Origin of the sequence: Acinetobacter sp. AG3 (genome assembly GCF_022343575.1) — a bacterium.
Taxonomy (GTDB): domain Bacteria; phylum Pseudomonadota; class Gammaproteobacteria; order Pseudomonadales; family Moraxellaceae; genus Acinetobacter; species Acinetobacter guillouiae.
Genome location: NZ_JAKQZD010000001.1, coordinates 3,092,722 through 3,113,137, shown reverse-complemented (window position 1 = coordinate 3,113,137; position 20,416 = coordinate 3,092,722). Strand labels below are relative to the sequence as shown.

The following is a 20,416-nucleotide window of genomic DNA, read 5'->3' as shown; positions in this document are numbered from 1 at the left end:
TTATTGTGTTGTAAATCAAGGAAGCTCAGGCTTCCTTTTTTATTGCCAAAATTTAGATATAGCTTGTTTCATAAATGGTTTTATTTGCAAAAGACAGTAAGCTTTGTCTACTCTTATGCTGCTTTTGTGGACGTGAATTGTCGATTTGATTTAACAAGATTCGATCAGCAATGGCATAAGTCGTAATATTCTTATCGCCTACAATTATTAATAAATTTTGATCAGCATATAAATTAAAAACTTGTTGAGTTTGTTCGGGCATTTTCCAATAGTTTGCTGAATAATCATCATCCCACGTAGTTTTCGCGAGTGAAAGAAGATGTATTCCTGATCGATTTTTAGGTTCAGGTTTAAGGTCAAACTCTTCTTGATCCCACAGTTCAATATTCCAAATGGCAACATGCTGATCATCAAGCCAGCACATTACAGCATTCCAGTTTTCTCGATAACATAATGTTTGGACACTTGAGCCATCTTCACTTTCAAAAGGGTTATGTTTAAACCATTGTCTGAGTGACCAAACTTTGGGAGAAGCTACAGGATGCCATATCCAACCATCATCTAAAATATAATCATTGTTTGGACTGACATATAACGCGCCATGAAAGTAATCTAAATAGTGTTTAGGAGGTTCAGTTTCATAAGCTGCAATATAGTGCTCAGTCAAAAGCTGATTTGTGGTTAAATTAAATGCTTCAAGTCGATTCCAGTCACTTCTATAAATACAAATATCTTGTGAATTGAACTGTGCAAAAGCCAATGAGAAAGATACGGTATCTTCATAATAATTTTGACTATCAATGTGTAGAACTGTTTCCAGTGTTTGGGTATTTATTACAACTCCAAATTGCCCATGATCGACATAAACTGCGATAAATTTCCCATTGGCACTACATTTAATTTGGTATTTAGGGGTACCGTAATGACGGAGTTCTCGATTATTTAGAACTGGAAGCGGAAGGGGCGTTATGGATAACTGTTGTAATTGCTGTTGAGTTAAGTTGTAGCAATATAAATAGCCGCGTTGGGTGACGATATAAATTTTGCATGTATCTGAATCAATAGCTGTAATATCTAAAATTTCGCTATCTAAACCTTTTAAATTATAGTGTTTTGGTTTCATGTAATTCTCTTTTTAAAATATTTCTACTTCTTAAAACTGCGTATAGCATTGCCTCGCTCGATCAACGCGTGTTGCAAATGTTGAGCGTGTTTCTGATGAGCTTGCTGGCTCTCCATTAGTTGTTGTAGTTTGAGTGCAATCCACTCTTTTGCCACACGCTTATTGGCATGTTGGCTCCGTTCAGACATGACCTTTACACTTATTCCAGATGCAACATGAGTTGCATGGATAGCAGAGTCGGTTGTGTTGACATGCTGGCCACCAGCACCTGAAGCACGGCAGGCTTGAAAAGTGATGGTGTCATCTGCAGGGAGTTGCAACGGTGTATCAAATAGTGTGATGCCTACAAACCAGTTTTTACGTTTATGTTGTGGACGAATTGGACTTTGAAAAGTCCATTGAATTGTACCGAGCCAAGTATTGAGCCATGTTCGGGCATCCTCATTGACACTGAGCAGTACCGAGGAATAACCATATTGAGTCGTATGGCTTTCAATTGTTTGGAGACGGATCTTTTTTGTTTTGGCTTCTTTGCGTATTTCTTCAAGCGTATATTTTACAGCGAGTTCACATTCTGCGGGTCCAAGCGCAGCACTGAGTTGGACGATAGACAATATGAGTGTTCCTTAAAATTAATGTATAAATTCGAAAATCAAAAAAATGCATGCGAATAAACAGAAATTGTGAGATTCATTAAAATAAGCGTGATTTAATTTTGAATTATTGATTTTCAGCTAACTGATTATAGGAAAATATGTGAATAAAAAACAATCGAAATCGAATAAAAATATGCATTATCAAGCCTCTCACAATAAATGTTTAAGAAAATTCATGCTTAGCTGAATAATACTATTCGAGAAATTTTTGAAAATATGGCAGAATATGGGGTTTTAAAGATTTTAGAGGATTGGCAGCATGCGCTTTGTTGATGAAGCAGTCATTACCGTAGAGGCTGGCGACGGTGGCAATGGCGTAGCCAGTTTTCGCCGTGAAAAATTTGTACCATTTGGTGGCCCAGATGGTGGTGATGGTGGTCGTGGCGGCAGCGTATATATTCAAGCTGACGACGATACCAGTACCTTAGTAGATTATCGTTATACCCGTAAATTTCGCGCTGAACGTGGTAAAAACGGTGCTGGCGCAAACTGTGCTGGTCGTGGTGGTGAATCAGTTATTCTGAAAGTTCCAGTAGGAACAACCATTGTAGATACAGAGTCTGGCGATATTATTGGTGATTTGGTTGAAGATGGCCAAAAGGTTTTAGTTGCACATGGTGGCGATGGTGGTTTGGGGAATACTCATTTTAAATCATCGACTAACCGTTCTCCGCGTAAATGTACACATGGTATCAAAGGTGAATACCGTGAAATTCGTTTAGAGTTAAAAGTTCTAGCGGATGTAGGTTTATTGGGGATGCCGAATGCAGGTAAATCTACCTTTATCCGTGCAGTATCAGCAGCTAAACCAAAAGTTGCAGATTATCCATTTACAACAATGGTACCGAACTTAGGTGTGGTCGATGCGGATCGTCATCGTTCATTCGTTATGGCGGATATTCCAGGATTGATTGAAGGTGCAGCAGAAGGTGCAGGTTTAGGGATTCGCTTCCTTAAGCATTTGGCACGTACACGTATTCTTTTGCATATTGTCGATGTACAACCGATTGATGGTTCAGATCCTGCCTACAATGCCAAAGCGATTGTGGAAGAATTGAAAAAATTCTCACCAACATTGGCTCAATTACCGATTGTTCTTGTTTTAAACAAACTTGATCAATTAACTGATGATACTCAAGAAGAATGGTGTAATCATATTCTTGAAGAATTACAATGGGATGGTCCTGTATTTAAAACTTCAGGCTTGCTTGAGGAAGGTACCAAACCTGTTGTGTATTACCTCATGGATCAAATCGAGCAACAACGTGAGTTGGAAGACGAAGATCCAGAGTATGCAGCGAAAATGAAAGCATTCCGTGATCAGCTTGAAGCTGAAACACGTGAGCAAACGATTGCTGCAAAAGAAGCTTATCGTGAAATGCGTCGTCAACAACGTCTTGCTGGTATTTTGGCAGAGGAAGAAGATGATGAGGATGACGATGGCGAGGATGATGGCGAAATGGAAGTGTACTACGTACGCTAATTTCTAAGGGTATCTATCATTTCTAAAGATACCCATTTAGAAAAGAAAGACCGAGGACAAGATGATAGAAGTGGTAGATGGGCAACGTCAGCTCAAGGCTTTAAAACGTATCGTTGTTAAAATCGGATCATCTTTACTCACAGCAAATGGGCAAGGTTTAGATTTGGATGCAATTTCGCATTGGGCGAAACAAATTGCAGATCTACACAATGCAGGACACGAGATTATTCTTGTGTCTTCAGGTGCTGTGGCTGAAGGGATGGTTCGTATGAAGCTAGAGAATCGACCCACCGATTTACCCAGTCTACAAGCTTGTGCTGCCATTGGTCAGATGGGGCTAATTCATACGTGGTCAAGCGTGTTGGAAAAGCATTCTATCCAAACGGCGCAAGTCTTGTTAACTCATGATGATCTTGCGGATCGCCGTCGTTACCTTAACTCATGTGATGCACTGCAAAATTTAATTGATTGGAAAGTGATTCCTGTAATCAATGAAAATGACACAGTGTCTACTGATGAAATTCGCTTTGGTGATAATGATACGCTTGCAGCAATGGTTGCAGGGCAAGTTCATGCAGACTTACTGATCATTTTGACTGATCAGCAAGGGATGTTTGATTCAGACCCGCGTTCTAATCCAAATGCAAAATTATTCCATACTGTTCGCGCAATGGATGAAACCTTGTTTGATATGGCAGGCGGTGGTGGTAAGTTTGGTCGTGGTGGTATGTTGACCAAAGTTCGCGCTGCTCGTCTGGCTGCCAAGTCAGGTTGTCCAACGCTGATTGCCAGTGGTGAAAGTGACAATGTATTGGCTCGTTTAATGGCGGGTGAATTATTGGGTACTTTATTCATTACTGATGATGATCGTGTTACAGCACATCAACAGTGGTTAGCTGCACACCTTCAAACTGCAGGGCGTTTGGTTTTAGATGATGGTGCTGTCAAAGCCATTAAAGAAAACCATCGTAGTTTATTGCCTGTAGGGGTAAAAGCTGTTGAAGGGCATTTTGATCGTGGTGATGTTGTGGAATGTGTTGATCAGTATGGTCATCGAGTCGCGGTTGGACGGGTGAACTTTAGTTCGCGTTCTGCTGAAACTGTCAAAGGTTTAGCTTCGGATAAAGTGTATCAGGTGCTAGGTGAAGCACGTTCTTTAGAAATGATTCATCGTAATCACATGTCGATTTATTGATTAGCTTTAAGATTTCTAAGAAATATAACCCCGCTTTGGCGGGGTTTTTATTTGGGTGTGATTAATGGTGCTTTTTCGTTGTATAGATCGGATTTAAAAAATTTATGGCCGACCCATGCTATAACTGAACCCTAACTATTGAATAGGCATTGTTTGCGTTCGTAGCATTGGAATAGCAATACCCATATAAAGGTATGTTGAGCAAGCACATTTAATTTTTCCTCAAATCACGAGTCAACTATCATTTGGATAAACGGACACATTGATGTGTGACAGCTTTTGGACCTGAACCAAAGGTTTTTTCTATTTTTCCAGCACCCGTGGTCGTCACCCGAAATGGCATGGAACTTTCTTTACCGATTCTTGCCTGAAAACTTTTCGCAATAGTTTCAGCAAAATCTTCAGCCATACGATCTATTTTTGCTCCTAGTTGTGAGCGAGCTGCAGCTGGTGCATTTTTGCCTAGCATACTGGTAATAAAATCTGCCCGTTCTTTAGGGGCAATACGTCCTTCACGTAATTCCCAAGTTAAAACAAGAAGTTTTAAGGTGTCACCTTGTAAACGATATTGCGCTTTAGAATGGCTAATCACCTCAATGGGCATCAACTTTTCCCCTAAGGGAAAGTAAAAAATAGTTGAATCATCTCCTTCACTGATTCCATCTGCAGTCGTCATCACGGTATAGGTCTCAACCATTTTAAGTGGCTTACCTGCATTATATAGGTAGTGCAATTTCAGCTTGAGCAGTACATTGCCAAGATCCGAGCATTGGGGCAAGATCAGAAGCATAGAGGGAAGGTGTTGCTATCATACAACTCAGTAACAACAATATTGGGATATGCATCTTCATTTAAATTGCCACTCCGAACAAGACAAGCCCATAACGCCAGTGCCTTTTTGCTTTCCACGATTAATTAAACCACCAATTAGCCCCTGAGCACGAAAGGGTGGGGTTAAACTGATTTTGACAATCTGATCTGGTTTTGAAATCGTGACACGATCTTTTAGGATGTCATTCCAGTTCCGAAAAAATTCACGTTCTGAATAGAAATGAGTCGTGGTAATGGTATTACCATTTTGTGAAGTATTGGCACCATCATAATTCATATAACTGCCTGCACCAGCAGAAGCATGTTCAGCAACGATTAGATACTTGCCTGATTTGAGTTGTGAAAAACGAAACTCACCATCGCTATTGGTGCGCCCTTCAATACGCATCTGAGTAATCAGTGGAGAAATAATTACTGTATCTTCAGGACGAGATTTTTCGTACAGACTGAGAATTTCCTCAAGATAAGGCGTCACTGGATACAAAAACACTGCTTCGTTACGTAAATAATCACGGAAAGTTTGCCCATGTGATCTATTTGTAGTGCATGCTTTACCCATAATTGTTGCTGTCCCTGGTTCAAGAGCCAGTTGTGCTACACGCACATCTAACTCAGATTTAGGGCGTATTTCTCGACCAATATTTTTTGTGGCAGGGGGGGGCGCCACGTCCAGATGTGGTTTGTGTTGCAACGATGTTTGAAGATTTAACACTCGGTAAACTGGCGAGAAATCCGCACATCGCTGTACGCATCTGTGGTGTACTTTGTTGTTTTAAGCTGCTATCTCCTAAGCTACGTAATCCAACCATGTATTGATTCTCTGTCTTGGTCACGACAGCTGTCATTGCAAGCCAAGCGTCTCTAGCCTGTTTGTTTGGTAAGAAGGTGATCTCAGTCCCTGAGCGAGTTGTTTCCTCACTGTCTATACGGAAACCAGACTGCTCAACTGCTTGTTTGATCTGCTGTGAAATATCGTGCTCATTTGCCGAAGTGAGCAAAACGGTTGCTTGATAATCGACCATGCCATTTTGGCGATTGACAACAAAATTATCTTCACAGCTTGCTGGACGAGCCATTAATGATGATGTTGCTAAAATAGAGAGCATGGTCAAAATTATATTGAATCCATTAATTTTCAAAGTAAAATTCCTTTTCGTTAGTTTATTTTTTAAGTCTTAATTCAATGCCTATAGTTTGATTAATTTATCTTTATTTGTCTAAAGTGAGTTTTATATCACAATATTATAATGAAGTAATAATTTTTTTAAGATCGACCTTAAAAGTACGTTTGAAATAAAAAATTAACAATGGTAAAAGGAAGTAAAATCAAGTTTAAGTTTATTTTAAATTTTGTGGTAATGCTTTGATTATAAAATAACTATCAAGAAATTTTACCCAATTTATTCAGATCATATATATTTTGCAAGTCATTGATTAAATCTTTTAAGCAAATTTTTTTTCATCTTCTAAATAGGGTAAAACCTGATCCTTACCAACCATATATTGATAGTCGGCCAAATGAAGCATATCCAAATCTTCTTCACTGTTTCCATAGGCGAATATTTTGTCATATTGGTCTAAATCATATCTTTCTAAGATACGAAGTCGTTTTTGTTCGCAACTACAATCTGGCGTGGAATAGTTGCCAGTAAATTTACCATCTATGACTTCAGTACCGGTACAAATCAAATCGATATCTAAGATTTGGCAAATGATTTTGAGGTAAATATCTACAGATGCTGAAACCAAAACAACATCATCGCCATTCGTTTGATGTTTTAATAACTGCTGATAAAGGTTTTGATCCAGTTGTCGAACTAAGCGTTGAGCGTATTCGTTTGCAATATCTTGAATTTCATTGGCATCGGCTTGTTTAAACATTGCATTAAATAATTTGATACGCATGGAGTTGGCAGGATAGATATTTAAATAATAAGCCTGAATCCACGGTAAAATTTTAATGCCTTGCTTTACGATATGTCTTTTTGATAAAGCATAGAAAATAAACCCTGTGAAACTGTCTTTTTTACACAAGGTTCCGTCAAAATCAAATAATGCTAAATTTTTAAACGTTTTGCTCGGTGCATACATGTTTCATATCGTCCGTTTACGCGGCTTGCGTACCAGTTAGTATTATAATCACGACTCAATTTAGGCCCAGAAATGACAACTTCAGGCATTATCGCATACATTGGATCTTTGCCTGTTTTATTCTTATAAAGTTTAGTCACTGCAATATAGGTTTGAGTTTTTTCAAAATCTTGCTGCTTCTCGTCTTTTAAATCACTACGTAGTTGTCTCGGTGTAACTAAAATATTATTTTTTGAGAATAAAGCGGTGAGGGCTTTTTCTGTATCTGTAATTGCTGGACGCGGGGCGCCATTTTTATCATACGAGAGTAAATCACCATCAAGTGCCAGATCAGCTTCAGTGAGCTTATCAATCATTTTTTGAAAAGCGGCATTTCGGCTCGAATACATGCCTGAGTTATAGTCAGCAAAACGATAAATTGGTTTATCATAATCTGCTGGATACATCATTAAACGATGAATTCCATAGTATAAACCTCCAAATTGAGTATATAGATCATCACGTAATTCATTGATGTTCATACTGGTGCGTTTATGCTCTTTGGCATAATTGATATGAACCTGCATGGAACCTAATGTGGTGATTGGATTCATTTTTTCAGCAATATCTTGTCCAACAAATTTGGCCGCACCTGTCAGCGCACTCACATGATAATGCTTTGCCATATAATCAAAGATTTCACGGTAAAGTACGTCTAAATCTTTTTCAGTGCGGACACGACTCATTTGTTTTAAATAGTTATCATCAGGTGAGGGCTGATTTTTTAAAACATTCTCAAAATATGAAGCAACCGTGCCACCAATTGTGGTTCCAAGTTTATCTTCAAACTTTTCATTTAAACGTGTGGTGACTTCTTTTACCGCTTTATCCCCCAAACCAGGCACAACAGGATTGGCAACAAAGTTAGATTCCTGATCAACCACTGCAATGATGGTACAGATATTTTCTTTGTTGGTTGGGATTTTTAATTCATTGGAAATATCGTAGATGTCTTTTGCCCACGAGTCACGTTGATTGACACGATTTGGAATCAGTTTTCTGATTTGCTCTTGTTTTAATTGTTCATCATCTTCATTGGCAAACCACGAACCTTTACCACAAGCGACTAGGCTTAAAGAAAGAGCTAACACGCTGAAAGATTTAAGAAATGCGTGATGTCGAACTAATTTTTTCATGTCGAAGAAAACATACTCAGAAAATGATGAGCCACTATGGCAGATGCAGTATACTATGAAGGTCTAAAAATGTATGAATATATATGTATATTGGTCCTTATCAACTGTCAAATAATTTAATCGTTGCACCTATGGCCGGTGGGTTAGATGTTTTGCTGATTTTATTAAATATTAAGTAGTTGGATTGTTTTTTTGGTGCAAGGCGCAAATATGGTTCAGTAAATACAAGATTTTTCGATAGATCTTAAAAAATAGTATCTAAGAACAAAAAAATAGAGAGTGAAATTAATTATAAATTCACTCTCTAATTTAATCAAAATTCACTATTATTTAATACCTAAAATTTCTTCTTTTAGCTTTCTTTAAATAGTACTTGTTAAAAACAAGAATCCCAGGCAATAGTGAAAGAGAAAAACAGATTAGATTAAAAAAGAAATAATAATTATTTTTAGATATCAATTCCCTATAGCCATTAATTTCTGATCCAATAATCAGTGGAGCTCCAAAGAAAGGAATCATGAGTAGATAAACAATTATTCCCATTAAATCTCTTATTAAGCCTTTTTTGTGGCTTATATCCACAAGAATTTTTGAATATACATATACTATAAACATAAAATATAAACAAAAAATTAAAAAGAACAAAAATGCGTTAAACCATATCATGGAGCACATCCTACTTGTATATCGTTTGGTTTCAAACCACCACCAATGAATTCAGATGAGCCAACAACTGTACCTTCGAATACAGCACCTGCAAACATACCAGGGGTGCGGTTGTATCCACGAGTACCTAATGGTTTACCTATCATATTTACTCTAGTACCAAATCTACTTAATACATGATTTACTGGGCCGCCAGCTGCACCACCTACCATAGCGCCACCTGCAGCATAGAAATTATAATTTTCCATGGCCATAACATCTCGATTTTGTACAATATTACCAGTAGCTTGACCAGCCAAGCTTGCTACTCCTGAACCAATTGCTGCTCCTGCTGCTGCTCCTACAGCATGAGATGAGGTTGGCATTAAAGCACCTACTGCAGCACCTGTAGCAGCACCAACTAATACTCCTTGCCATCCGCCAGTGATTCCTCCACCAATTCCACCTGCAATTGCACCATATATTGCGCCAGGAATTCCCCATTGACCCTGATAATCTACAAAGCTAATAGGATTGTTACCGACATATGCATAGGTATTTGTACCGCCTGCAAGCCCTACAGGATCACTTTGTGTATAACGGCCAGTCGTTGCATCGTAATAGCGATTCCAGTTGTACCATAGGTTACTTTCCGCATCATAATATTGACCTGGGAATCCAATATTAAACTGCCCAATATTGCTTTGAATAACATAAGTGTCGTAACTAGTATGGCGTGATTCCCATACTATATCTTTGTTGGAATTAGTAAGTTTATGAGGTCTGCCTAAGTGATCATTATGAACATAGTTAAGCTGATTACCGCGAACCATACCTATAACTTGTCCACCTAGCCATATATATACTGTGTTTAAGGAACCATTTTGAGTTATAGCTAGGTCTGTTTCAGCTAATAAACGACCATCAGGAGAATGAACATAATTCACACTACCTGCATTACTACTTTTACGACTACGAAGATTAAATGCATCATAATCGTATGTAGTTATTGTTGAGTTATCATTTACAGTGTGTAGACGATTAAAACCGTCATAAGTGAAATTCAAATTTCCCCCATGACCTGTTTTTTGAGTAATATTTCCTAAATCATCATAAGCAAATGATTTAGGTTCAACATTAGTGGTATTTGATAATTTATTGCCTACATCAGTTTGATAAAAAGTATTCTGATTATTAATTGTACTTTTCGTTCGATTACTATTTTTGTCAAAATACCAGATTTGACTCAATTCGAAATTTTCAGAAAAAGAACTTGATAAGACCAATTGTCCAACTTCATCATGCTCATATATAGTTAAATCTTGAGTTTTGGTTCTATCGTAAATTTCACTTATTAAATTGTTCACATCATATGAATAACTTAAATTATTTAAACTAGTTAAGCGATAATTAGTATCGTAGTTTGCTACTCTTGTGAGACCATTTCCATAAGTCCAATTTTTAATTCCACCATATGGTTCATATTCAATACCACTTACTACTGTTTGTTCAACACCATTAATTCTGATTTTGACACTATTGACGCGACTCAAAGCATCATAACTATAAATAATTTTATATGCTTCATTTTGACGACTTTCACTTTCTAAGCGTCCATAACTATCATATGTCCAATACATTGGATAACTTACACCATTAATAGAAGTTGCTTGTACACTTATTTTTCCATCTTTAGTATATTCATAACCTTTTGCTGTCACCCCATCTGATGTTCCACACAGTCGTCCTGTTCCATTAGTACATTGGTCATAAATCCATGTCTGAACTGATGTTCCAGTAATTGCTTTTGTTCGACGATTTAATGAATCGTATGTATATGATGTTGTAATCCCATTTGATCTAGTTAATTTTATAATATTTCCATTCAAGTCATACTCGTAAAAACTGTTACCAGTATCAGGGCTTTTAACACTTAATAAGTTCCCAAATCCATCATAACTATATGTAGTTATGTTTCCATTTCCATCATGAACATATAATATATTCCCTGATTGGTCATAGATTGAGAAAATCATTGAGCCATCTGGTCGGTTTTCTTGAATTACATTATTATTTTTGTCATAAATATATCTAGTAACTTTATTTGAAGAATCAGTTTTTTTAACTATATTGCCATTAGCATCATATTCGTAACGAATGTTTTGGCTGTTATTTCCTTTACTAGCTGTTGTCCATCCTAATTGATTATGAGAGACGCTTTGACTAAAGCGACTGTTATTACCTTCTTTATACTCTACAGTTAATAATTTACCTAAGTTGGAATATGTATAAAATTGCCCACTAATAACTTGATCTCCTACGCCATGTGTAATATTTGATATGTTTCCAAAATCGTCATAATTTATGGTTTCTCTCATACCATCTTTTTCAATTTGGGTTATACCAAAAGGGCCATATTTATAATTTTCAATTCTATAGTTATTTTCTGATATTGTATTTTTTTTACTTACAATACGAGATCTAGCATCATATTGATACTCAATAATAGCTCCATTTGGATCAATGATTTTTCCGACATTTCCTAAATCATCATACTCACTATATTTTATTGTATGCCCTGCAGAATTAACCTGTTCAATCAAATTTCCTATTTCATCATAGGTGTAGGACATTGAATTTGAATTTTTTATGATAGAAACATTTTTGAGCATACCATTGTTATGTAAGTTATAACCATAGCCTGTAACACTACAAGTTGAAGTTCCTAATTTACTACATGAAGTAATATTTTTTATTCGGTTTTTTGCAGGTTCATTCTGTTGGTAATAATTATAATTTATTTCATGAATTATATTATTGTAATCTAGAATTTCAATTTTACTAAGCAAACTTGGTGAATTTAACCAGTAGTATTTTATAGTTTTATCACCTTTTTTTTCTTCCAGTAACCTACCATCCGAATCATGAGTATAAATAGTTTGTATATTATTCCAGTCAACTTTTGATTTGATATACCCATTATTATCATAAGTAATAGTGGAACTGCTGTCGGGACAATTATTTACACCACTTCTTTCAATTCGCGATAATTTACTTTTGCTGTTATCCGTATAAATATATTTAGATATTGCTCCTAAAGGATTCGTTACTATAGTGTAATTATCTCCATAATTTAAACTATAAGTTTGAGTTCCATTGCTTCGTCCACTCTGTGTAGCCTTATCTCCTGAATAAAGGTAATTAGTATACCTTTTATCATCAATAGATATACCTGTTAATTTATTCTCGCCCGCACCATTTTCTCCATAATGAAAAGTTTTACTTCCAAGATTATTTGGATAAATAATTTTAACTAAATTTCTTTTATCATTATATTTATATGTATAAATATTGTTAGCTGGATCAATAATTTGGGTTGTAGATGAATCAATTCCATTTATTCTTATTTTTTTCCCATTTGTATGGGTTATTGTAGTGCCATTTGTTGTAATATCTTGATTCCAACCTATGCCATGCATATTTTTTCGACTTTTTAATCTTCCAATATCTAACGTTGATAATCCACCACTAAAAACTTCATATGTCTCAACACTACCATCTAAGTTAGTAAAGGCTTGAGATAGTTTTCCTGGGTCTCTATATTCTGCAAAAGAGAGGTGGATCAGGAAATTTGAACAACACTTATAAGTGATATTTTGCTCCCCAAATGATGTTATAAACATCAATATATGGAGTATTTTATGGCACGTAGACCAAGAAGAAATCATTCAAATGATTTTAAAGCTAAGGTAGCACTTGCTGCGATTAAAGCAGAAAAAACACTTGCTGAATTGAGTGCTGAATTTGATGTTCATCAAAACCAAATTATCGACTGGAAAAATCAACTGATTTCAGCTTCCTCGCAAGCTTTCGATCAATCAAAAGCTCCAACAGAACCACCCATCGATCTAAAAAAACTACATGCAAAAATCGGTGAGCAGGCATTAGAAATTGATTTTTTAGAAGGTGTGTTGAAGAAACTGGGCCGCTTCAACCACAAAAGTTAATCGATGACTCACTTCAGATTTCAGTATCTAAGCAAGCTCAGCTGCTGAAAGTCTCCCGTGGTTGTTATTACTATCGCCCAAAACCTGTGAGTGCATCAGATCTGAAGCTGATGCGGTGTATGGATGAGTTACATATGCAATACCCTTTTGCAGGTAGCCGTATGATGCGTGATTTGTTGAATCGTCAAGGACATCATATAGGACGACGTCATACACGTACTTTAATGAAGAAAATGGGCATTAATGCGTTATATTGCAAACCAAATTTAAGCCAGGCTAATCAAGCTCACCGCAAATATCCATATCTGCTCAAAGGATTGGCTATTCAGCGCAGTAATCAAGTGTGGTCTACGGATATAACGTATATCCCTATGGCAAAAGGCTTTGTTTATTTATGTGCTGTGATTGATTGGCATAGCCGCAAGGTACTTGCGCATAGAGTATCGATTAGTATGGAGGTTACATTTTGCATAGAAACATTAAATGAAGCTATTGAAAAATATGGTCGACCTGAAATATTTAATACAGACCAAGGCAGTCAGTTTACCAGTGATGCATTTATTGATGTATTGAAATCAAATGGCATTCAAATCAGTATGGATGGTAAAGGTCGATGGGTTGATAATGTGATGGTTGAACGATTATGGCGGAGCGTTAAATATGAAGAGGTGTATCTCAAAGCCTACAGCAATGTTTTGGATGCGAAGAAGCAATTAAACGCATATTTTGAATTTTATAATTTGAAACGACCTCATTCGAGTCTGGACAAAATGACTCCAGATGAGTTTTACTATGACCAGCTACCACAACAAAATAAGGTAGCTTAACTAGAGCAGAGTATCACTTATAAATAAGCTTTTAGTTGTTCAAACATGTGGGACCACCTCTAAAGACAACTGCCCATTGGGAAGTACACGGGTCAATCTTACTTTTCTATTATCTGAGCTAAGGCCTGTTGGATACATCATAGTTGTATAATTATTTTTCCAGCCTGAGTCTAATGTGTACGAAATATTCGAATGAAGGATGTTGAATTTTATATCTTTGTTTTGAGAATGATAAAAATTTGAATATGATAATGGCATTTCCCATGCAGTCGTAAATATCAGTTCTTCATGCATTTTTTCCCCATTTGCTATCTCAATTGGATTAGGCGTGGTGCAATTAGTTGCTGAAGATATGATAGATGGGGAGGCATTAGGCATATTTGCAAATCCATAATCCCTATAGCTATTTTGCTGTAATAGTTGTGACATACTATTTATTTGAGAAATATCTAAATTTGGGGGACTTGTTGTATTCCCATAAAATACTAAAGGTGGCATTGTGTAATTAGCATATATATTTGAAGCTACTAGATTACAAACCATTAAAGTAGATATAATTTTTACATGTTTTGAAAAGTTCAAGTTTTATTACCTTATATTTAATAATTGAGTAAGTTGTGATGTTGAAACATCTTATTGGTAATGATAATCATTTGCTTTTATGTAGTCTAGTTTTTATACGAATTTATGTGCAAATTCATATTAAATTATTGTTTATAAATTCAATTTAGAATAATTAAGTTTGTATCTAAAATTTATCATTCAAAAAATGGTCTTCCTATAATCGAATTCCTATCATTCTCGGAAATATCTTTATTGGGGGATCATCTAGCTCTATGGTGATTTGAAGCAAATTTTACAAAGTTCAATAAAATTTATGAATTACTAAAAATAATAATATGATTAGGGGGCAGTTTGGTAAAAATGGGCAGCTTATCACTGAAGGAATTTGGTCGAAAAAAATTAGGATTGTTCTGATGAGTGAGTGTGATATGTCCTTCATAAATTTTAATTATTATGTACGTGTATGATTTTGGATGGTGCAAGGTGTAACCAGCCAAACATACTCAGCATGAACAAGTACCACTTTAATATAACTCATATCTTTTAAAGTAGTAGTTGGAGCAACACCTTCTACACCTTTCAATGGTTCACCCTTACGAAGTGAAATAACATGTTCTGAAAAATCTTGACGAGTTAATGAATAGATATTTTTCTCAGAAATCTCTAAACTAGCGATGTGAGTGAGTGCACCAGTCTTAGCACGTGTAAAACTATCCGCTTCTTCTAAATACTTATGAATAAACTCGACCAAAGTACGATGCTCCAATTCTGCTTTTGGATTGAGCGTCATTTCTGGGTTTAATTCGATTTCAGCTTCAGTTCTTTTAATCCACTCATCAGCTAATGATTTTTTGCTGAAAGTTTTTTAAAACTGTATAGGTGGATAGTTTTTACGTTGTAAGCATATTTAGGCACCATAACACAAAGTACCATCTTTATTGACTATCTAGTGGCTGTACCCATGCAAATTGCATCATAAATATTTTGCGGTGCAAATAAAGTGCAACAAATGAGCATTAGAAGTCAATAACAGGCGATTCAAAGAAGTTTAAAGAGGTCACAGAAATTGAGTCAAAACAACGTTATTACAGAATTGTTTGATAAATCAATAGATAAGAAACTTTGGGTCGCACCTATGGCTGGAGTCACAGACCGTCCGTTTAGGACACTGTGCAAATACTTTGGTGCTGGGCATGCGGTAAGTGAAATGATGACCTCTGATCAGACCTTACGTATGACCAAAAAGAGTTTATATCGGGCAAATTTTGATGGTGAATTAGCACCGATTTCAGCGCAAATTGCAGGATCTGAACCAGATCAGTTGGCTGAGGCAGCACGTTATCAAGTTGCAAATGGGGCGCAAATCGTCGATATCAATATGGGATGCCCAGCAAAAAAAGTTTGTAATAAACTGGCAGGTTCGGCATTGCTGAAAGATGAAGATTTGGTTGCCCGAATTTTAGATGCAGTGGTAAAAGCGGTTGATGTGCCTGTGACGTTAAAAACGCGGTTAGGTTTTTTAAATGGCCATGAGAATATTATCCGTGTGGCGAAACGAGCAGAAGAAGCTGGAATTGCAGCCTTAGCTTTACATGGTCGGACCCGTGAGGATATGTATTTAAATACGGCACGTTATAGTTTGATTAAAGAAGTCAAACAAATGCTCTCTATTCCTGTGATTGCCAATGGTGATATCGACAGTCCAGAGAAAGCTAAATATGTATTGGACTATACTGGTGCTGACGCGGTTATGATTGGGCGCGCGGCCCAAGGGCGTCCATGGATTTTTCGTGAAATTGCCCATTATTTAAAAACTGGTGAATATTTAGCAGCACCAGATATTCAAGAAGTAAAACACGTATTACTGGGCCATTTGTCTGAACTTTATCAGTTCTATGGTGAATACTCGGGTTGCCGAATTGCACGTAAGCATATTGCTTGGTACACCAAAGGCTTACATTCTAGTAATGAATTCCGTCAAAATATGTACAAAGTGGAAAGCACGATAGAACAAGCAAAAGTTGTTGAGGCTTACTTTAATCACTTGCTTGAACAAGGCAATACGATGAGTGATGTACAGGTTGAATCGCTAAATTTATTGGATGTGTAATCAAAAAGGTGTAATTAGTATGGAAGCGAACTCCCATACTGAATCAGCCAATCACTAAATGTTTTTTTAATGCATCGTTTAAAGGATAAATACGTTGTTTAGGCAAGAGCTTTTCAGCGTGTTTATACTGTCCTAGACGTCGAAATTGCGCGATCTTATTTACAAGAGGGGTGATATCTTGGATTGAGTGAATCGCGGTGTTGTTAAACGCTTGAATTAAAAAACGACTAATCCCAATTTGAATACTACGCTGTTCAAGCTTAGTTCCCTTTAAATTCCGTTCAGGATCCCACTGAATATGAACCTTGGCATTTTCAAAAGATTCAAACCAGTGTTCGCCATTTTTCTGCGCAGAGAGTGTCGGGTCGGTATGGATACTTTGCTGGAGTAAATATTCCCAAAAATCACGTTTGATACGGATTGCCAAAATATGATTTTGGTTGGATTTTGTTGCCCAATGACTTCTTTCCATTAGCCATAAAAATGAAGGTTTTATCCATGTCATTCTGTGAAAGGAAAAGGGCGAAACAAACTTTTGTTGTTGTACCGCCAATTGTGCAATTTGTTGGTTATAGGCTTGATAAACTGTAATCGTGTCACGGTCATATAGCGCACGTATTTGATGATATGCAGACATGATAAATCTCACTTGTATTTTGAATAAGTTGTTAAAAAATTTAAAACTTAATCAAATAAGTGGAAAATGATTCACCGATTGGCAAAAAATTTGATTTAACATGAGCATCAAGCTAGCTTTATTGATTTTGTCGCTATTCTAGTCAAAATGGCATTTTTATCAAGCTGATCAGGGTCTGTTGACATTTCATAAATGGCTTGCGTTGTAGGTTAAAATTGAGCATGAGACGTATACGTCGTAAAGCATGAAACGAAGAGAATAGCGAGACTATTTTCGAGTTTCATAACGAAGGCTGAGATAATTTTAGCCACAACCCTGAGCAAGAACAAAGCACTGCTTTGTTTGCAGCGCAAGGCGCAGCGGGGGACTAGTGTGTTTTTTGCCGCTACGTCGTTACGAACTACTTATTTAGAATGACTAAATTTCGTATTTCGCGCCTAGTACCGCCTAAAAAACACACGTAGTCGCAAACGTAGACGAATTGTCAACAGACCCTATATTTCATATACCCACAATGATGGTTTATTTAAGTCATGAATAAAGACTCTTTCAGAATACTGGCACAATACAATATCTGGGCAACCCAGCGTCTTTGTGAAAGTTTAAAAGCTGTATCCGATGATGATTTTAACAAAGATGTTGGTCTTTACTTTAAAAGCATTGTTGGCACCTTGAATCATCTATTGTTGGGTGAACATTATCTTTGGTATTCACGCTTTAAGCAGGGGATATCACCTGCAATTGCATTAAATACAATGATCCAAACTAAAAAGACAGCATTACTGGATGAATTACAAGAGAAGTCGAAAAATTGGATTGAGTTTCTAGAGCAGTTAGATGAAAAAACCTTAAATGCAGATTTAACCTATAAACGCGTTTCTGGACAACAACTGACTTTGCCTTATGCTGCGACACTTATGCATGTATTTAATCATGGCACACATCATCGTGGGCAAATTACTGCTGCAATGACAGGATTGGGGTATGCATGTCCTGAACTAGATTTGGTGTATATGTTGGTTGAACAAAGCCAAGCCTAATCAATATAAATAGAAGCTGTTACAGTTCAGCTTCTATTGACAGCTGAGTTGAGTATTAAGAATGGTTCATTTCCACAACCAATTGATTAACCAGATCCTGAGCCTCTAATTCACGAATCTGGCCAACATTACTTCCAGCCCAAAATGCACCAAAGCCAGTATCACCATGTTGCACCGCGAAAGCATTTAGCTGTTTTGCCAAATCATAAGCATAAGGGTAGGCGGCTACATGCGGGCGGTCGGGCTGATCAATCCTCGCTTGCCAATGATTGATGATACCGCGTGCTGGGCGACCTGAAATGCTTGAGGTAATTTGAGTGAGTGGGTGATCAAATAAGGCCTTGCGATATGCTACATTGGCGTTTGATGTTTTACATTGCACAAAAGCTGTTCCCAATTGTACAGCATCAGCACCAAGATTTAACATGGCTTTGGCTTGTTGCCCATTCATAATACCGCCTGCTGCAACGACAGGCAGCGAGCTATGTTTTTTGATAAGTGTGACTAGATCTGAGGTTTTAATTGCACCATCAATTTGAGCGTTAAAAATACCGCGATGCCCACCTGCTTCAATACCTTGAGCCACAATAATATCAATCCCAGCTTCTTCAATAGCCAGCGCTTCAGCCAGATTGGTTGCAGAAACTAGAGTGATGATACCGGCCTGTTTTAATTTTTGAATTTGATATTGATGCGGGATACCAAAATGAAAACTTACCGCTTTGGGTTGAGTGTCTAAACACAGGTTTAAAAAATCATCATTGTCTTTAAAGCTCGGGTAGATGCATTTTAATTCTGTGGGTGGATTTGCGCCAAATTTTTTAAATTCAGCAGCTAAATGTTGACTCCACAGCGTATTAGATTCAGTGTTTAATGCTGTTGATTCATGACAGAAAAAATTTAATTGAAAAGGATGTGGTGTTAACGCTTGGGTTTCTTGAATTTGTTGAAGTGCAGAATCTAGGGTATTTGCACCGAGCCCTAAAGCGCCTAAAGCCCCTTGATTTGATACTTCTGCTGCCAATAGTGGGGTAGAAACGCCTGCCATTGGTGCAAGTAAGATGGGATGTTTTATCCCTAATTGTTCTAATAAAGACATACTTAAGCTCCTTGAGTTTTAAGTTACTTTGCCCAAGCCAATTGGAATAAGCAAATTATGTTCGGTATTTATTATAAAAATATAATTCAAATACACCTTTAGAGCGTAGCTTATTTTATAGAGGCTTAGATCACATCGGAGTGACTTGGAACAGAGAACCAATCCAGCTTGAGAACGCCATTGCGATAATTCCCCATACCGCCACACGGAAACTACCCTTGAGTATTGATGTACCCGCAAAATAGCTGGATAAGGCACCGAGTATGACCAGAGATAAGATACCGACTACTAAAACAATTTTTTCTAAATATGCTTCGGAGCTAAACAGAATCGACAATGTTGGAAATAAGGCACCTATTGAAAACGATAACGCTGAAGAACCAGCAGCTTGTAATGGTCTTGCCGCAGTTGCTTCATTGATCCCAATTTCATCCCGTGCATGCGCTTCTAAGGCATCTTTTTCTGTGAGTTGAACGGCAACTTGATGCGCCAATTCGGGATCTAAACCGCGTTGAATATAAATGTGAGTCAGTTCTTTAAGTTCTAAGTGCGGGTTTTTTTCTAATTCGCGAGCTTCGATTTTTAAATCCGCCGCTTCAATATCTGATTGGGATTTGACGGAAATATATTCACCGGCAGCCATTGAGGTTGCACCTGAAATCAATCCCGCAATACAGGTAATCAATAGCGTGTGACTAGACGCACCACTCGCTGCCATTCCCATCACTAAACTGGTCACAGAAATGATGCCATCATTTGCACCCAAGACCGCTGCTCTTAACCAGCCTGTACGTTGTATAAAATGCTGCTCTAGGTGATGAGAATGTGGCATAAACAAAACTCCAAGTAACTGAAAGCTGATTCATTGATAATCTAAATATATGACAAATATAAAAAAGCTCCTATATTTAGGAGCTTTTTTTCAGATTAAAA

Annotated in this window: 18 protein-coding genes; 5 read left to right on the top strand and 13 right to left on the bottom strand. The window is 37.0% G+C overall.

Going from position 1 to position 20,416, the window contains the following annotated elements; translation table 11 throughout:
* Positions 1-52: 52 nt before the first annotated feature.
* The gene (locus tag L3V46_RS14385; RefSeq protein WP_239046066.1) at positions 53-1,123 is read right to left on the bottom strand and encodes a hypothetical protein; all 1,071 of its coding nucleotides are present in this window, start codon (positions 1,121-1,123) and stop codon (positions 53-55) included.
* 23 nt (positions 1,124-1,146) lie between these two features.
* Entirely contained in the window at positions 1,147-1,737 is a 591-nt protein-coding gene (gene prfH, locus L3V46_RS14380) for a peptide chain release factor H (protein ID WP_239046065.1), read from the bottom strand.
* Between the two features lie 301 nt (positions 1,738-2,038).
* On the opposite strand from prfH, the gene cgtA reads away from it, so the two are divergent.
* Both cgtA and proB read left to right on the top strand, forming a co-directional pair.
* On the top strand, positions 2,039-3,262 hold the full coding sequence (cgtA, locus tag L3V46_RS14375; RefSeq protein WP_004820174.1) for an Obg family GTPase CgtA: 1,224 nt from the start codon (positions 2,039-2,041) through the stop codon (positions 3,260-3,262).
* Between the two features lie 61 nt (positions 3,263-3,323).
* Positions 3,324-4,457 carry a glutamate 5-kinase gene (gene proB / locus L3V46_RS14370; RefSeq protein ID WP_004721861.1) on the top strand — a complete coding sequence of 378 codons (1,134 nt, stop codon included), beginning with the start codon at positions 3,324-3,326 and terminating at the stop codon, positions 4,455-4,457.
* A 241-nt stretch (positions 4,458-4,698) separates the two neighbouring features.
* Here the strand turns inward: proB and L3V46_RS14365 are convergent, their stop codons facing one another.
* The 6 genes from L3V46_RS14365 to L3V46_RS14340 form a co-directional block, all read right to left on the bottom strand.
* Positions 4,699-5,235 (bottom strand): hypothetical protein, encoded by a 537-nt coding sequence (locus L3V46_RS14365; protein WP_239046064.1) that lies wholly within the window; start codon positions 5,233-5,235, stop codon positions 4,699-4,701.
* A 69-nt stretch (positions 5,236-5,304) separates the two neighbouring features.
* A complete protein-coding gene (locus L3V46_RS14360; protein ID WP_239046063.1) occupies positions 5,305-5,955 on the bottom strand; it encodes a carboxypeptidase-like regulatory domain-containing protein in 651 nt (216 codons plus the stop codon).
* Positions 5,906-6,427, bottom strand: coding sequence for a hypothetical protein (locus L3V46_RS14355; protein WP_239046062.1), 522 nt, complete (start codon positions 6,425-6,427; stop codon positions 5,906-5,908). The genes L3V46_RS14360 and L3V46_RS14355 overlap by 50 nt, the downstream gene beginning before the upstream one ends.
* A 304-nt stretch (positions 6,428-6,731) precedes the next feature.
* Complete coding sequence (locus tag L3V46_RS14350) at positions 6,732-7,379, bottom strand: HAD-IB family hydrolase (RefSeq protein ID WP_239046061.1); 648 nt, start codon at positions 7,377-7,379, stop codon at positions 6,732-6,734.
* Complete coding sequence (locus L3V46_RS14345; protein ID WP_096733637.1) at positions 7,346-8,554, bottom strand: DUF1615 domain-containing protein; 1,209 nt, start codon at positions 8,552-8,554, stop codon at positions 7,346-7,348. Before L3V46_RS14345 ends, L3V46_RS14350 begins: the two co-directional genes overlap by 34 nt.
* A 662-nt stretch (positions 8,555-9,216) precedes the next feature.
* Positions 9,217-12,882, bottom strand: coding sequence for an RHS repeat-associated core domain-containing protein (locus L3V46_RS14340; RefSeq protein ID WP_239046060.1), 3,666 nt, complete (start codon positions 12,880-12,882; stop codon positions 9,217-9,219).
* An 18-nt stretch (positions 12,883-12,900) separates the two neighbouring features.
* Here L3V46_RS14340 and L3V46_RS14335 point away from each other — a divergent pair.
* Positions 12,901-14,033 (top strand): IS3 family transposase gene (locus tag L3V46_RS14335; RefSeq protein ID WP_223235881.1). Its coding sequence is split into 2 segments (ribosomal slippage): positions 12,901-13,153 and positions 13,153-14,033, totalling 1,134 coding nucleotides; the frame shifts between segments, so codons are not numbered across the junction.
* A gap of 39 nt (positions 14,034-14,072) precedes the next feature.
* Here L3V46_RS14335 and L3V46_RS14330 read toward each other — a convergent pair.
* Both L3V46_RS14330 and L3V46_RS14325 read right to left on the bottom strand, forming a co-directional pair.
* Entirely contained in the window at positions 14,073-14,615 is a 543-nt protein-coding gene (locus L3V46_RS14330) for a hypothetical protein (protein WP_239046059.1), read from the bottom strand.
* Between the two features lie 433 nt (positions 14,616-15,048).
* On the bottom strand, positions 15,049-15,387 hold the full coding sequence (locus L3V46_RS14325) for a hypothetical protein (RefSeq protein ID WP_234622829.1): 339 nt from the start codon (positions 15,385-15,387) through the stop codon (positions 15,049-15,051).
* Between the two features lie 303 nt (positions 15,388-15,690).
* On the opposite strand from L3V46_RS14325, the gene dusB reads away from it, so the two are divergent.
* Complete coding sequence (dusB, locus tag L3V46_RS14320; RefSeq protein WP_035371138.1) at positions 15,691-16,707, top strand: tRNA dihydrouridine synthase DusB; 1,017 nt, start codon at positions 15,691-15,693, stop codon at positions 16,705-16,707.
* 43 nt (positions 16,708-16,750) lie between these two features.
* Here dusB and L3V46_RS14315 read toward each other — a convergent pair whose 3' ends face one another.
* Positions 16,751-17,344: a DUF4291 domain-containing protein gene (locus tag L3V46_RS14315; protein ID WP_239046058.1), complete on the bottom strand. Its 594-nt coding sequence runs from the start codon at positions 17,342-17,344 to the stop codon at positions 16,751-16,753.
* 533 nt (positions 17,345-17,877) lie between these two features.
* On the opposite strand from L3V46_RS14315, the gene L3V46_RS14310 reads away from it, so the two are divergent.
* The gene (locus tag L3V46_RS14310) at positions 17,878-18,384 is read left to right on the top strand and encodes a DinB family protein (protein WP_234622832.1); all 507 of its coding nucleotides are present in this window, start codon (positions 17,878-17,880) and stop codon (positions 18,382-18,384) included.
* A 55-nt stretch (positions 18,385-18,439) separates the two neighbouring features.
* On the opposite strand, the gene L3V46_RS14305 is transcribed toward L3V46_RS14310, so the two are convergent.
* Both L3V46_RS14305 and L3V46_RS14300 read right to left on the bottom strand, forming a co-directional pair.
* A complete protein-coding gene (locus L3V46_RS14305) occupies positions 18,440-19,483 on the bottom strand; it encodes a nitronate monooxygenase (RefSeq protein WP_096733639.1) in 1,044 nt (347 codons plus the stop codon).
* 130 nt (positions 19,484-19,613) lie between these two features.
* Positions 19,614-20,315 carry a VIT family protein gene (locus tag L3V46_RS14300; protein ID WP_239046057.1) on the bottom strand — a complete coding sequence of 234 codons (702 nt, stop codon included), beginning with the start codon at positions 20,313-20,315 and terminating at the stop codon, positions 19,614-19,616.
* Between the last annotated feature and the right edge of the window lie 101 nt (positions 20,316-20,416).